General features: G+C 71.5%; 14 protein-coding genes. 6 read left to right on the top strand and 8 right to left on the bottom strand.

Going from position 1 to position 13,475, the window contains the following annotated elements; translation table 11 throughout:
- From ACVKXF_RS04465 to ACVKXF_RS04455, 3 genes are all read right to left on the bottom strand, one after another.
- Positions 1–669 (bottom strand): GntR family transcriptional regulator, encoded by a 669-nt coding sequence (locus tag ACVKXF_RS04465; RefSeq protein WP_111083777.1) that lies wholly within the window; start codon positions 667–669, stop codon positions 1–3.
- A gap of 85 nt (positions 670–754) precedes the next feature.
- Positions 755–1,732 (bottom strand): MDR family oxidoreductase, encoded by a 978-nt coding sequence (locus ACVKXF_RS04460; protein ID WP_456794978.1) that lies wholly within the window; start codon positions 1,730–1,732, stop codon positions 755–757.
- A gap of 145 nt (positions 1,733–1,877) precedes the next feature.
- Positions 1,878–2,906: a 6-phosphofructokinase gene (locus tag ACVKXF_RS04455; protein ID WP_123311084.1), complete on the bottom strand. Its 1,029-nt coding sequence runs from the start codon at positions 2,904–2,906 to the stop codon at positions 1,878–1,880.
- A gap of 93 nt (positions 2,907–2,999) precedes the next feature.
- Between ACVKXF_RS04455 and ACVKXF_RS04450 the strand changes: the two genes are divergently transcribed.
- Positions 3,000–3,986: a DNA-3-methyladenine glycosylase family protein gene (locus ACVKXF_RS04450; protein ID WP_456795332.1), complete on the top strand. Its 987-nt coding sequence runs from the start codon at positions 3,000–3,002 to the stop codon at positions 3,984–3,986.
- Between the two features lie 11 nt (positions 3,987–3,997).
- Here the strand turns inward: ACVKXF_RS04450 and ACVKXF_RS04445 are convergent, their stop codons facing one another.
- Together ACVKXF_RS04445 and ACVKXF_RS04440 are read right to left on the bottom strand one after the other, a co-directional pair.
- Positions 3,998–4,855: an NAD-dependent epimerase/dehydratase family protein gene (locus ACVKXF_RS04445; RefSeq protein ID WP_456794977.1), complete on the bottom strand. Its 858-nt coding sequence runs from the start codon at positions 4,853–4,855 to the stop codon at positions 3,998–4,000.
- 71 nt (positions 4,856–4,926) lie between these two features.
- Complete coding sequence (locus ACVKXF_RS04440) at positions 4,927–5,937, bottom strand: TerC family protein (protein ID WP_456794976.1); 1,011 nt, start codon at positions 5,935–5,937, stop codon at positions 4,927–4,929.
- Between the two features lie 119 nt (positions 5,938–6,056).
- On the opposite strand from ACVKXF_RS04440, the gene ACVKXF_RS04435 reads away from it, so the two are divergent.
- The 3 genes from ACVKXF_RS04435 to ACVKXF_RS04425 are packed head-to-tail and all read left to right on the top strand — an operon-like array spanning position 6,057 to position 7,962.
- A complete protein-coding gene (locus ACVKXF_RS04435; RefSeq protein WP_456794975.1) occupies positions 6,057–6,746 on the top strand; it encodes a YceI family protein in 690 nt (229 codons plus the stop codon).
- Positions 6,743–7,258, top strand: a complete 516-nt coding sequence (locus ACVKXF_RS04430) for a sigma-70 family RNA polymerase sigma factor (protein WP_123311076.1) — start codon at positions 6,743–6,745, stop codon at positions 7,256–7,258. Before ACVKXF_RS04435 ends, ACVKXF_RS04430 begins: the two co-directional genes overlap by 4 nt.
- Positions 7,255–7,962 (top strand): anti-sigma factor, encoded by a 708-nt coding sequence (locus ACVKXF_RS04425; RefSeq protein ID WP_456794974.1) that lies wholly within the window; start codon positions 7,255–7,257, stop codon positions 7,960–7,962. The genes ACVKXF_RS04430 and ACVKXF_RS04425 overlap by 4 nt, the downstream gene beginning before the upstream one ends.
- 177 nt (positions 7,963–8,139) lie before the next feature.
- Here ACVKXF_RS04425 and ACVKXF_RS04420 read toward each other — a convergent pair whose 3' ends face one another.
- The gene (locus tag ACVKXF_RS04420; protein ID WP_340196695.1) at positions 8,140–8,616 is read right to left on the bottom strand and encodes a MarR family winged helix-turn-helix transcriptional regulator; all 477 of its coding nucleotides are present in this window, start codon (positions 8,614–8,616) and stop codon (positions 8,140–8,142) included.
- A 152-nt stretch (positions 8,617–8,768) separates the two neighbouring features.
- Between ACVKXF_RS04420 and ACVKXF_RS04415 the strand changes: the two genes are divergently transcribed.
- Positions 8,769–9,029, top strand: coding sequence for a DUF4190 domain-containing protein (locus ACVKXF_RS04415; protein ID WP_456794973.1), 261 nt, complete (start codon positions 8,769–8,771; stop codon positions 9,027–9,029).
- Between the two features lie 79 nt (positions 9,030–9,108).
- Complete coding sequence (locus tag ACVKXF_RS04410; protein ID WP_456794972.1) at positions 9,109–12,681, top strand: proline dehydrogenase family protein; 3,573 nt, start codon at positions 9,109–9,111, stop codon at positions 12,679–12,681.
- A gap of 15 nt (positions 12,682–12,696) precedes the next feature.
- Here ACVKXF_RS04410 and ACVKXF_RS04405 read toward each other — a convergent pair whose 3' ends face one another.
- Together ACVKXF_RS04405 and ACVKXF_RS04400 are read right to left on the bottom strand one after the other, a co-directional pair.
- Positions 12,697–12,894 (bottom strand): hypothetical protein, encoded by a 198-nt coding sequence (locus ACVKXF_RS04405; RefSeq protein ID WP_222659099.1) that lies wholly within the window; start codon positions 12,892–12,894, stop codon positions 12,697–12,699.
- 10 nt (positions 12,895–12,904) lie between these two features.
- Positions 12,905–13,447 (bottom strand): dihydrofolate reductase family protein, encoded by a 543-nt coding sequence (locus ACVKXF_RS04400; protein ID WP_396289815.1) that lies wholly within the window; start codon positions 13,445–13,447, stop codon positions 12,905–12,907.
- Between the last annotated feature and the right edge of the window lie 28 nt (positions 13,448–13,475).

The raw sequence follows: 13,475 nt of genomic DNA, 5'->3' as shown, positions 1-13,475 counted from the left end.
TCAGCTGCGTGCGGAGCGGACGGACTCGATGTGCTGCTCGAAGTTCCGCGTCAGCGCACGCCCGGCCTCGGCGGCCGTCTCGCCGTCGCGCTCGTCGAGTGCCTCGCCGAGGATCGAGAAGAACGCTTCGGATCCGTACTGCTCGAACGCCGGGGTGGGGTTGAGCGTGAAGCGGACGCGCTCGAGCGCACCTTCGGCGGCGACCTGCACGAGGGGGTTGCCGGAGTGGGCGATGGCGAACTCGATGATGTCGGTCACGGCACCGCTGAAGCCGAGGTCGCGGACCTTGCGGAGTCCGTCGGCACGGTCGAGCAGCTTCTGCATCGCCGCGACGTCCGCGTCGTCGTACTCGGGGACGCCCCAGCGCAGGCTGAGCTCGAAGAACCCGGCCGTGGCACGGGTCGCGGTCACCCAGTCGTCGAACGTGGGGGTGGCGACGCGGGTGTACCGGTTCGCCTCCATCTCGACGAGGCCGATGTCGACGAGCTTCGCGATCGCCTCGCGGATGGGGGTGCGACTGACTCCGAGCCACTGGACCAGCTCGTCGTCGTTCAGGCGTTCGCCGTGCTGGAGCGTGCCGTCGCGGAGGGCTGCCAGCATCTTCTCGTACACGACGTCGCGGAGCAGCTTGCGGGGTGAGTTCTCGACCGTGGACTTCGGGACCGGCATGTCATCTCCTCGTGCATCGGACTCGGTACTGGAATCCTAACGTGTCAATTTGCAAACGCTTGTAAAATTGTGGTACAGGAGTATTTCAGCGCCGGAGGTCGACCACCGTCCGACCGTGCACGCGCCCGGCGACCACGTCCGCGCCGACCGCGATGGCCTGCTCCGGTGTGATCGTCCGGGTCACGCCCGCCAGCAGCGCGGGGTCGAGGTCGGTCGCCAAGCGCTCCCACGCCCGACGCCGGAGCTCCAGCGGGGCGTCCACCGAGTTGATGCCGAGCAGCGACACCGCCCGCAGGATGAACGGCAGCACAGTCGTGGGCAGCGCGGAGTCCTGGGCGAGCCCGCACGCCGTGACGGCACCACCCCACCGGGTGCCGGCCAGCACGTTCGCCAGGGTGGCCCCGCCGACGCTGTCCACGGCGCCGGCCCACGTCGCACGCTGCATCGGCTTGCCGGGCTCGGACAGCGCACTCCTGTCCACGACCTCCGTCGCGCCGAGTCGTCGGAGCGAGGCCTCGTTGGCGCTCCGACCGGTCGACGCGGTCACCCGGTGGCCCCGGGCGGCGAGCAGGGCGATCGCCACCGTCCCCACCCCGCCGGACGCGCCGGTCACGAGCACCGGCCCGGCATCGGGCGCGACGAACCGTTCGAGCGCGAGGACGCTGAGCATCGCCGTGAACCCCGCCGTGCCGATCGCCGCCGCGAACGAGTCCTCGATCGTGTCCGGCAGCACCACGAGGGAACCGGACGGCACCACCGCGTGCTGGGCCCAGCCACCGTGCCGGGTCTCGCCGAGGCCTGCGCCGTTCAGCACGATGCGGTCGCCGATCGCCACGTCGTGCACCCCCGGACCGAGAGCGGACACGGTCCCGACGACGTCGATGCCCGGCACGAGCGGGTCGACCCGGGCGACACCCGGGTTCCGGGCGAGCGCGAGGCCGTCCTTGTAGTTGACGCTCGAGTACGTGATGTCGACGAGGGCTTCGCCCTCGGTCGGATCGGCCAGGTCGACGTCGGCGACGGTGGGCGGGGCGGAACTGGACACGACTACGGCGCGGGTCATGCGCCGGACGCTACCCCGGGCCTCCCGGCCAGCGGTCCGTTCTTTCCCAGAACGCGAGCGATCCCTGGCGGAACCGGGCGTACCGAGTCGAAAGAAACGACCAGGTACGCCCGAAACAACCAGGTATGCCCGAAAGGCCCCCGCACTACCCGAACATGATGGCGGCCTCGTCGAACCGGGCCTGCGGCACGGTCTTGAGCTCACCGAGCGCCTCGTCGAACGAGACGTGCACGATGTCCGTGCCCTTGAGGGCGACCATCCGGCCCCAACGCTCCTCGACCACCGAGTCGATGGCCGCCAGACCGAGCCGCGTCGACAGCACCCGGTCGTACGCGGTCGGCGTGCCGCCGCGCTGGATGTGCCCGAGGGTCGTGGCGCGCGTCTCGATGCCCGTCATCTCCTCGATGAGCGGCGCGAGGCGCTCGCCGATGCCACCGAGCCGCGGACGGCCGAAGGCGTCGAGCCCGCGCTCGGTGTGCGCGTTGTCCTCGTGGTCGGGGACGAAGCCCTCGGCCACCACGACGAGCGGTGCACGCCCGCGGTCGTAGGCGGCGCGCACCCACTTCGCGATCTGCTCCATGCTCGTCTTCTGTTCCGGGATGAGGATCGCGTGCGCGCCCGCGGCCATGCCGGAGTGCAGGGCGATCCAGCCGACGTGCCGGCCCATGACCTCGGCGACCATGCAGCGGGAGTGCGACTCGCCCGTGGTGCGCAGACGGTCCATCGCCTCGGTCGCGATCGCGACGGCGGTGTCGAACCCGAAGGTGTAGTCGGTGGCGCCCAGGTCGTTGTCGACCGTCTTCGGCACGCCGACGATCTTCAGGCCCGCGTCGGTGAGGCGCTTCGCCGCCGCGAGCGTGCCCTCGCCGCCGATCGCGACGATGGCGTCGATGCCGTGGCGCTCGAGCATGCGCTCGATGTTCTCGACCCCACCGTTCGGTCCTTCGAAGGGGTTCGTGCGGCTGGTGCCGAGGATCGTGCCGCCCTGCTTGGCGATGCCCTGGATGTCCTTGCGGCCGAGCGGGACGATGTCGCCGTCGACGACGCCGCGCCAGCCGTCCCGGAACCCGACGAACTCGTGGCCGTGGATCGCGATGCCCTTGAGGACGATCGCGCGGATGACCGCGTTCAGGCCGGGGCAGTCGCCTCCGGAGGTGAGGATGCCGATGCGCATGGGAACTCCGTCGTCGGGTGGTGCGGGTGGGGTCGTGGGGGACTGCGACCATCATGACTGACGGTGGTTGCGCATTACCATCCCGGTGTGACCCTGCTCGACTCCGCCTCGTCGTCCGCCGGTGCGTCCGTCGATGCGTCGGGTGCTCCTGGTGCGTCCGTCGATGCGTCTCGCGTCGACACGGTGTACCGACCGGGAGGCCCGGTGGACGTCACGTCGACCCTGCGGCCCCTGCAGCGCGGCTCCGGCGACCCCGCCTACAAGGTGGTCGGGTCGGTCGTGTGGCTCGCGCTGCGGACGCCCAACGGCCCGGCTTCCGTGGCGATCCGGCAGGCCGGCGGCACCATCGCGGTCTCGGCGTGGGGTGACGGTGCGGCGTGGGCGGTCGAGCACGCGCCGGAGCTGCTCGGTCGCGGCGACGACTGGGACGGGTTCGACGTCTCCGGGCACGCGTTCCTCGCTGCCGCCCGACACAAGCAGCCCGGGCTCCGGCTGCTCCGCACGAACACCGTCGTCGCGATGCTCGTGCCGGCGATCATGGAGCAGAAGGTGACCTCGCGGCAGGCGTGGGGCGCGTGGCGGTACCTGCTCCGCCGGTACGGCACCGCGGCGCCCGGGCCGTCACCCGACGGGCTCATCGTGCCGCCGACGGCCGACGAGTGGGCGCGGATCCCGAGTTGGGAGTGGCACCGGGCCGGCATCGAGCCCGGACGCTCGGCGACGGTGATGCGCGCGGTGCGTGTGGCCCCGGCGCTCGAGCGGACGCTGACGCTCGGCCGCGGCGGATCGGTCGTGTCCGCGCGGCTGCAGTCGATCCCGGGCATCGGGAAGTGGACGGCTGCCGAGACCGCGCAGCGCTCCCACGGCGACCCGGACTCGCCGAGCGTCGGAGACTTCCACGTCCCCGCGCTGGTCGGGTGGGCGCTGACCGGGGGACCGGTCGACGACGACGGGATGCTCGAGCTGCTCGAGCCGTGGCGGGGGCACCGGGAGCGGGTCGTTCGGCTGATCGGCGGCTCGGGGTTCCGGAAGCCGGCGTTCGGTCCGCGGCTCACGATCCAGGACCACCGCGGGCACTGAGCGCGGGGGCGTCAGGGGTGGCGGGTGCCCTCGCCGGCCAGCACGGCGCGGTAGCCCTCGCGGAACGTCGGGTACTGCGGAGTCCAGCCGGTGGACTGCAGCAGCGCGTTCGACAAACGCTTGTCACCGCCGGACTGCCGGGCACCGCCGTCGCCGGTGACGGGCTCCGGAACGCCGAGTTCGCCGGCCAGGAACCGCAGCACGTCGTCCAGCCGGCTCGGTTCGTCGTCGGTGCCCAGGTAGGTCGGCGCCGGGTCCGGCACGGCTGCCAGGTGCACGAGCGCCGCGGCGGCGTCGTCGCGGTGGATCCGGTTCGTGTGCGGTGAGGCACCGGGGGCCAGGCACGCGGAACCGGAGCGGACCTGGTCGATCAGCCGCTCGCGGCCCGGCCCGTAGACCCCGGACAGGCGGACGAGCACGGCTCCGGGAGCGCGTTCGCGCAGCAGCGCCTCGGCTTCGACCAGCACCTGAGCGGTCGGGGTCCCACCGTGCGCCGGGGTGTCCTCGGTGACCACGCTGCCGTCGTCGACGTCGTACACCGCGGTCGACGACACCACGAGCAGTCGTGGGTCGGCATCCGAGGCGTCGATGCCGTCGAGCACGTTCCGGAGGCCGTCGACGTAGGTGGCGCGGTACTCGTCGACGTCGCGGCTGCCGGCGGCGAAGGCCACGACGACGACGCTCGTGTCGGCGGGGATCTCGGGGGCCTCGTGTCGCAGGTCGACGCTCCGGCCGGTGATCGGCGCCGGCACCAGTTCGGCGCGGCGGCGGAGGCCGACCACGTGGTGTCCCTGTTCGGCGAACCGCAGGCCGGCCTCGGTTCCGAGGTCGCCGCAGCCGGCGATCACGACGGTGTCGTTGTTGTGCACCCGTCGACCTTGGCACGGGCACCTGGTGGACGCTCCAGCGCCCGGCCTGCTGTCGCTCAGCGCACCTTCCGTCAGTCCGACGTGCGAGCGGGTTCGTCGTCCTTCGACTCCACGCCGTCGTGACGCATCCGCACGACGCTGGCCAGGGTCGACAGCGCCATCGCAGCGATGATCACGATCAGGGAGACCCAGGTGTTGATCTCCGGCGCCCACTCGATGTGCTCGCCACCGTTCAGGAAGGGCAGCTCGTTGTCGTGCAGCGCGTGCAGGACGAGCTTCACGCCGATGAACGCGAGGATCACGGCGATGCCGTACTTCAGGTAGACGAGTCGCTCGAGCAGGCCGCCGAGCAGGAAGTACAGCTGCCGCAGGCCCATCAGGGCGAAGACGTTCGCGGTGAACACGATGAACGGGCTCTCGGTGATGCCGAAGATCGCCGGGATCGAGTCGAGCGCGAACAGCAGGTCGGTGGTGCCGATGGCGATCAGCACGATGAGCAGCGGCGTGAAGTGCCGGACGCCGTCGTGCGTGGTGCGGAACTTCATGCCGTCGAACGTGTCGGTGAGGCGGACCCGTCGGCGGAGCAGCCGGACGATGAAGCTGTCCTTCTGGTCGTCGCCGTCGTCTTCACCGCGGAGCTGCTGGATCGCGGTCCAGATCAGCCAGGCGCCGAAGATGTAGAAGATCCACGAGAAGTTCTCGATGAGCTGGGCGCCGACGAGGATGAAGATGCCACGCAGCACGAGCGCGATGATGATGCCGAGCATCAGCACCTCTTGCTGGATCTTCTTCGGCACCGAGAACCGCGCCATGATGATGACGAAGACGAACAGGTTGTCGATGCTCAGGCTGTACTCGGTGAGCCAGCCCGCCAGGAACTCGCCGGCCGAGTCGCCGCCGGCGAACACGAGCATCAGGACCGCGAAGACCAGCGCGAGCCCCACGTAGACGCCCACCCACGTCGCTGACTCCCGCAGGGTCGGCACGTGCGGGCGGCGCGCGACGATGAGCAGGTCGGCGAGCAGGATCGCGACGATGGCGATCAGCGAGCCGACTTCGAACACGACGGGGAGTTCGGGCATTGCGGCCTTCCTGGCTGCAGGTGGGACGGTGGATGAACAGCCTGACAGATCCGAACGCATCCGTGAGCCGGATCGTTCCTGCCGGTGAACGATCCACCGGGCAACCTCGTTGACGGGGTATGGGACTCCGCACACGCACCAAGGTCATCATCGGCATCTCCACCGGCGTCGTGGTCATCGCGGCCGCCGCCGTCATCGCCGGCCCGTCCATCTACGCGAACACCGTCAACGGGCAGGCCGCTGCGGCCCCCTCGTTGCAGGCGACGTCGTCCGCCAGCCTGGACGCGGCGGACGCCGACGGCACCTGGACCAGCCAGAGCGGTTCCTACGCCGGCTACCGGGTGCACGAGGTCCTGCAGGGGAATGATGTGAACGTGGTCGGACGCACGAAGGACGTCGAGGGCACCGCCGAGGTCGACGGCGGCTCCCTCGCGAAGGCGACCGTCACGGTCCAGGTCGCGAAGATCACCACCCCCGAGTCCGCGCGCGACGCCTACTTCCGGGACACCGCCCTCGAGACGGACCGGTTCCCGACGGCGACGTTCACCCTCACGAAGCCCGTCGACGTGTCGAAGGCGCTCGACGGCAGCAAGCAGGACGTCACCCTGACCGGCACGATGGACCTGCACGGCGTCACGAAGGCCGTCACCGCCGACGCGCAGGTCGCCGTCGGCGAGGGCGGAACCGTGCAGGTCGCCGGTTCGGTGCCGATCACGTTCGCCGACTACGGCGTGAAGGCCCCCTCGCTCGGTTTCGTCACCGTGGACGGGAAGGGCTCCGTCGAGTTCTCCCTCGACCTGCAGAAGTGACCGTGACGAGCCGTTCCGCCGACGAGCTGCTCGCGACGCTGTACCGCGAGCACGGTGACGCGCTCACCCGGTACGTCCGGCACCTGACGCGGGACGGCTCGGCGGTCGAGGACGTCGTGCAGGAGACCATGGTCCGCGCCTGGCAGCGACCGGCGGTGCTGGAACGCGCGCCGGACAGTGCACGCGCCTGGTTGTTCACCGTGGCGCGCAACCTCGTCGTCGATGATGCCCGGTCCGCCCGGAACCGCCGAGAGCTCGGGACGGAACACCCGGTCGACCGCGCGGAGTCGGACCGCACCGACGCAGTCCTCGACCGCATCGTCGTGGCCGACGCCCTCGCGTCGCTCTCGCCGGACCACCGTCGCGTGGTGGTGGACGCCTACTGGCTCGGCCACACGGTGCCGGAGATCGCACGACGACACGACATCCCCGAGGGCACCGCGAAGTCGCGGTTGCACTACGGGCTGCGAGCCCTGCGGCTCGCACTGCAGGAACGAGGAGTGACCCGATGAGCGACGACCGCTACGCAGAATGGGATGCGGCGTATGTGCTCGGGTCCCTGTCCTCGGAGGAGCGGCTCGAGTACGAGCGGCACCTGGAGACGTGCGACCGTTGCACGGCCGCCGTCGCCGAGCTGGTCGGCCTGCCCGGTCTGCTCGCCAAGCTGCCGGCCGACCAGGCGATCGAGATCGCGGAACCGGACGGGAGGCCCGACACCGGTTCCGAGAGCACCCTCGCCTCCGTCGCGCACCGCGTTCGACACCGCCGTCGCCGTCGCCGGGTCTGGGTCGCCGCCACCGCGGGGCTCGCGGTGGTCGCCGCCGTGCTCGGCGGGCTCGCCGTCGGCACGGCAGGGGACCGCGGCACGGTGCAGGCCGGACGCGACGTCTCGGCATCGGCGACCGCGGACCGGTACGACATGACCGGCGCCCAGGGACTCGACGTCGACCTGGCCGTCAGCGGCGAACAGTGGGGCACCCGCTTCGACTGGGGCTGCTCGTACGGCGGCAAGGCGTGGGCGGCGGACGGCTCGGTCATGTACGACCTGGTCGTGGTGCGGTCCGACGGCTCCACGCAGATCGTCGGCTCGTGGACGGCCGCCGGCGAGGACGCGAAGGGGCTGTCGGCGTCGACGGACATCCCGCGCGACGACATCGCGAGCGTGCAGGTGCGGCTCCGCGGCGAACAGGGCGCCCTCGCCGTCGTCGACCTCTGACCGACCCTCCGCGCCCCCTCGCCCTCCGCCCTCGCGCCCTCCGCCCCGAGGTTCCGAAATCTCGGCATCTGGGCGCGACTCACGGCGGTTCGTGGAACCTCGGCGCTCCACGGGCGGCGAGTCGTGGAACCTCGGCGGAAGCGCCCGGGGGAGTCCTCGGCGGACGCGCGCGGACAGTCAGCCGGAGACGGCGTCGTCCGACACGTCGGGGCCGATCGCGTCCTGGACGCGCGCACTGACGGACCGGAGCGTGTCCGCGTCGGTCCCCACGGGCCTCCAGAACAGGTCTTCCAACGCACCGGTGTGCGCACGGATGCCGGCGAGGACCGCCCGACGGCCGTCGGCGGTCATCTCCACCCAGCTGCCGCGGCCGTCGGTCGGGCAGTCGGCCCGGCTGACCAGGCCACGGGAGACCATGCGCGTGACCTGGTGGCTGACGCGCGACTTCTCCCAGCCGATGCCGGCGGCGATGTCGCGGACGCGCAGCCGGTGGTCCGGCTCCCGGTGCAGGCCGATCAGGATCTCGAACTCGGGGATGGAGATGCCGGCACCCGCCTGGACGGCCTGGTCGAGCGCTCGGTCGAGGCGTCGCCAGACGTCGTGGTAGGCGTCCCACGTCGCCCAGTCGTGGCCGTCCTTGCCCTGCGTCGACATTCCTTCAGCGTATCCACGGTGGGGGCCGACCGACCCCGTCGCCGCGGGTTTCGTCCGTCCGGATGACCCGAACGGGGCGCTGTGGACCGATCCGGTCCGCCCGTACGATGACCGGGCCGTGCAGCGCTCGGCCCGACGAGACAGGAACCCGCATGACGAACCCCTCCGCGCAGCCGCCGACGGCACCCATCCGCCCGACGAACACCCTGGCGATCATCGCGCTGGTGCTGGGTTTCGCGGTCCCCATCGGCGGGGTCGTCGTGGGGCTCATCGCGCTGCCGCAGCTGCGGCGGACGGGTGAGGCCGGACGCGGTCTCGCGATCACGGGAATCGTCGCGGGCGCGGTCATCTCCGTCTTCTCGGTGTTGCCGGTGCTGCTCATGCTGCCGGAACTGATCCGGGTCTTCGGCTGACTTCATCCGTCCGGATGACTCCTGGCCGACGTGCGGCGCGCTCCAAGGTGAGGTCGGAGGTGCGGCATACGATCGGAGCATGCCGAGCGCCCGCCTCCAGGACTGCACCGACGATGCCGTTGCGCTGGTCCGCCGGTGGCTGGCGGCGTCCGCCGGGGCGAAGCCGGATGCCGGTGCCGCTCGCCTCGCCGAAGCCCTGCGGGACGAGCGTGGCCTCGACTTCACGCGCAGCTTCGTCGACAAGGTCATCCGCCCCGAGGACCCCCGGGTCGCCGCCCGCAACCTCGAGCAGGTCAGCCGCGACGTCCCCGACTTCCTCGCCTGGTACCTGCGCGGTGCGGTGACGCTCGGCGGTGGGTTCGCGACGATGGCGCCGTGGGCCGTCATCCCGACCGCTCGCCGGATCCTGCGCCGGATGACGGGTCACCTGGTCATCGATGCGAGCACGGCGAAGCTCGGTCCGGCGCTCGCGAAGGTCGGCGGACCGGGCACCCGACTCAACGTGAACCTGCTCGGTGAAGCCGTGCTCGGCAGCGCCGAGAGCGACCGCCGGCTGCAGGGGACGATGGACCTGCTCGCCCGCGACGACGTCGACTACGTGTCGATCAAGGTCAGCTCGGTCGTGCCCCAGATGTCGATGTGGGCGTTCGACCAGACGGTCGAGCGGGTCGTCGACCGACTCGTGCCGCTGTACCGGTTGGCGGCAGCCCCGCTGGCGTCCGGCGGCCAGGCGAAGTTCATCAACCTGGACATGGAGGAGTACCGCGACCTCGACGTCACCCTCGCGGTGTTCCGGACCCTGCTCGACCGCGACGAGTTCGCGGGGCTGCAGGCCGGCATCGTGCTGCAGGCCTACCTGCCCGACGCCGCGGGAGCGCTCGAGTCCCTGACGGCCTGGGCGCAGGAGCGCCGGGCCCGGGGCGGCGCTCCGATCAAGGTGCGGCTCGTCAAGGGCGCGAACCTGGCGATGGAGCACGTCGACGCGATCGTGCACGACTGGCCGCTCGCCACCTGGGGCAGCAAACGCGAGACCGACAGCGCCTACCTGCGCATGCTCGACGCCGCGCTGACCCCGGAGCGCACCGACGCCGTCCGGATCGGTGTCGCCGGGCACAACCTGTTCGACCTGGCGACCGCATGGGTGCTCGCCCAGCGCCGCGGGGTGACCGACGCGATCGACGTCGAGATGCTGCTCGGCATGGCGTCCACGCACGCCGACGCCGTCCGCGCCGACGTCGGCCAGATCCTGCTCTACACACCCGTGGTGCAGCCGGACGAGTTCGACTCCGCCATCGCGTACCTGGCCCGGCGGCTGCAGGAGAGCGCGAGTCCCGAGAACTTCATCGCCGCAGCGTCCGACATCGACCACGACGCCAGCGTGTTCGACCGTGAACACGGCCGGTACCTGGCCTCGGTTGCGGCCATCGACGAGTCGGTACCAGCGACGCACCGCACCCAGGACCGCCACCGGGCGCTCGGCGAACCCGTGCTGCGCGACGCGTTCCGGAACGCCCCGGACACCGATCCCTCCGTCCCCGCCAACCGCGCGTGGGCGCTCGACGTCCTCCGCCGGGTGCCACGCTCGCAGCTCGGCGCGCAGACGATCCGCGGGGCCAAGGTCGCCGACCGCTCCAAGCTCGAACGGATCATGGCCCGCACCGCCCAGGCTGGCGTGAACTGGGGTCGGCAGGACCCCTCCGACCGCGCCGAGCTCCTCGACCTGATCGGGCACGAGCTCGAGACCCGCCGCGCCGACCTGATCGAGGTGATGGCGGCGGAGACCGGCAAGACGTTCTCCGAGGCCGACACCGAGGTCACCGAGGCCGTGGATGCCGCCCACTACTACGCCGAACGAGCCCGTCGTCTCGGCGACATCGAGGGCGGCCGCTACGTCCCGCCGCGCCTGACCGTCGTCGTCCCGCCGTGGAACTTCCCCGTCGCGATCCCCGCCGGCGGGGTGCTGGCGGCGCTCGCCGCGGGCAGCGGTGTCGTCCTCAAGCCGGCACCCGAGGCGAAGCGGAGCGGTGCGCTGCTGGCCGACGTGCTCTGGGACGCCGGTGTGCCGCACTCCTTGCTGCAGCTCGTCGACCTGGCCGAGGACGAACTCGGCCGAGACCTCGTCGGGCACCCCGCCGTCGACCGCATCATCCTGACCGGTTCGGCCGACACCGCGCGGTCGTTCCGTTGGTGGCGCGCCGGACTGCCGCTCAGCGCCGAGACGAGCGGCAAGAACGCGATCGTCGTCACACCGAGCGCCGACATCGACCTCGCGGTGCAGGACATCGTGCAGTCCGCCTTCGGGCACGCCGGCCAGAAGTGCTCGGCGGCGTCCCTGGTGGTCCTGGTCGGCACGGTCGGCGAGAGCGAGCGCTTCCGTCGGCAGCTCGTCGACGCCACGCGCACCCTCCGGGTCGCCTGGCCGGACGACCCCACCGCCCAGGTCGGTCCGGTCATCGCGGAGCCCGAGGGCAAGTTGCGGCAGGGCCTGACCGAGCTCGGGCCGGGGGAGTCCTGGCTCGTGCAGCCGACGGCCCTCGACGACTCCGGGCGGCTCTGGTCGCCCGGCATCCGCGACGGCGTCCGCCCGGGCAGCGACTTCCACCAGACCGAGTACTTCGGTCCGGTGCTCGGCATCATGCGCGCCGAGACGCTCGAGCAGGCCATCGCGATCCAGAACGGCACCGACTACGGCCTGACGGCGGGCATCCACTCGCTCGACGCCGACGAGGTCGCGGACTGGCTCGCCAGCGTGCGCGCCGGCAACCTGTTCGTGAACCGCGGCATCACCGGCGCGGTCGTCGGCCGGCAGCCGTTCGGCGGCTGGAAGCGGTCGTCGGTGGGCACCGGCACGAAGGCGGGCGGTCCGATGTACGTCGCGACGCTCGGGCGGTGGGAGCCGGTCCCGCGCACCGTGCACAAGAGCATCCAGCTGCACGGGCTGCCGCCACGCGTGACCGCGGTCATCGAGGCCGCGCGCAGCGGACTGTCGTTCGAGGAGTTCGACCAGGTGCGCGCCGGTGCGCTGAGCGACGTCCGGGCGCGCGAAGAGCTCTACGGCGGGTCGCACGACCTGTCAGGGCTCGTGGTGCAGCGCAACGTCCTGCGCCACCGACCGCAGTCCGTCATCGTGCGGCAGGCGGAGGACGCCTCGGCGGGTGACCTCGTCCGCGCACTCGTCGCCGCCACGGCTGCCCGCGCCCACGTCCTCCTCAGCACCGCTCGCCCGCTGCCGGGCCCGCTCAGTCAGCTGTTCGCGTCGAGCCGGTCACCGCTGGACGTCGTCGACCACTTGGTCGAGTCCGACCAGGACTTCCACGCCCGGGCGTCGTCCGGTGCCGTGTTCCAGGCGAACTGGACGAGCGGCGAGGACGAGGAGCCCGTCGACGCGCTCGGGGACATGCTCGCGCAAGGCCAGGACCGACCCGTGCACACGGCGTTCGGTGGTCCCGGGGCACGCATCCGGCTGATCGGCGGCGACGCCCTGGCACTCGAGGAAGCCCTCGGGGCGAGCATCGACGTCGCGATCCACGACGCCCCGGTGGTCGAGGCCGGGTTGATCGAGATGCTCCCGTTCATCCGTGAGCAGTCGGTCTCGATCACCGCCCACCGGTTCGGGGACGTCGACGCGGACTTCGCCGACCTGCGCGTCTGACGTCCCCGGCTCGGGTCAGTCCTCGACGTCGCCGCCCTCTTCGTCCTCGACGCCGGTCTCGTCCATCCGGTCGCGCAGGTGGTCGGCCATCGCTCCGGCACCCTCGCCGTGGTGATCGTGGTCGACCTGTTCGATCAGGCCGTGCAGCTTCTCGTGGTTCGTGGCCTCGGTTGCGCCGTCCATGACGGGCTCGGTCTGCTCGTTGTCGCTCATGCCGCGGACGCTACGCCGTGGTGGCTGCGGACCGGTAGTGCAGTTCCACGGCGCCGCCGGTGAAGGGTGTCGTCCCGACCAGTTCGAACACCGGGGTCGGTGCGGCGACCGGCAGGAGTGGTGCGCCGGCACCGAGCGCCACCGGCATCACGGTGACGCGGAGCTCGTCGAGCAGCCCGGCCTGCTGGTACTGGGCAGCGAGCAGTCCACCGCCGACGACCCAGACGTCGCGCTCGCCGGCTGCCCGTTCGAGGTCGGCCTGGTGGTCCGCGACCTCGCCCGAGACGAAGTGCACCTCGGCGCCGTCCGGCACCGGCAGGTCGCGCGTGGTGAACACCCACGTCGCCAGGTCCGGGTACGCCCACGTGTCGTCGTGCTCGAGCAACCACTCGTACGTGGTCGAGCCCATGACGATCGCGCCGATACCCGCGAAGAACCGGTCGTGGTGCTCCTGGAACGGCTCGAAGCCGAACTGCAGCAGCCAGTCGAGGTCGTCGTCGGGCGCGGCCACGAAGCCGTCCATCGAGGACGCGACGGAGTAGGTGGTGCTCATGTCCCGGACGCTACCGAGCACCTCTGAC

This window comes from Curtobacterium sp. PvP017, assembly GCF_054060195.1.
This window is presented reverse-complemented; position numbering and strand designations above follow the sequence as displayed.

Coding starts and splice junctions, on each gene's coding strand:
- ACVKXF_RS04465 (WP_111083777.1), bottom strand. CDS start 669: ATGCCGGTCCCGAAGTCCACGGTCGAGAACTCACCCCGCAAGCTGCTC.
- ACVKXF_RS04460 (WP_456794978.1), bottom strand. CDS start 1,732: ATGACCCGCGCCGTAGTCGTGTCCAGTTCCGCCCCGCCCACCGTCGCC.
- ACVKXF_RS04455 (WP_123311084.1), bottom strand. CDS start 2,906: ATGCGCATCGGCATCCTCACCTCCGGAGGCGACTGCCCCGGCCTGAAC.
- ACVKXF_RS04440 (WP_456794976.1), bottom strand. CDS start 5,937: ATGCCCGAACTCCCCGTCGTGTTCGAAGTCGGCTCGCTGATCGCCATC.
- ACVKXF_RS04435 (WP_456794975.1), top strand. CDS start 6,057: ATGGGACTCCGCACACGCACCAAGGTCATCATCGGCATCTCCACCGGC.
- ACVKXF_RS04425 (WP_456794974.1), top strand. CDS start 7,255: ATGAGCGACGACCGCTACGCAGAATGGGATGCGGCGTATGTGCTCGGG.
- ACVKXF_RS04420 (WP_340196695.1), bottom strand. CDS start 8,616: ATGTCGACGCAGGGCAAGGACGGCCACGACTGGGCGACGTGGGACGCC.
- ACVKXF_RS04415 (WP_456794973.1), top strand. CDS start 8,769: ATGACGAACCCCTCCGCGCAGCCGCCGACGGCACCCATCCGCCCGACG.
- ACVKXF_RS04410 (WP_456794972.1), top strand. CDS start 9,109: ATGCCGAGCGCCCGCCTCCAGGACTGCACCGACGATGCCGTTGCGCTG.
- ACVKXF_RS04405 (WP_222659099.1), bottom strand. CDS start 12,894: ATGAGCGACAACGAGCAGACCGAGCCCGTCATGGACGGCGCAACCGAG.
- ACVKXF_RS04400 (WP_396289815.1), bottom strand. CDS start 13,447: ATGAGCACCACCTACTCCGTCGCGTCCTCGATGGACGGCTTCGTGGCC.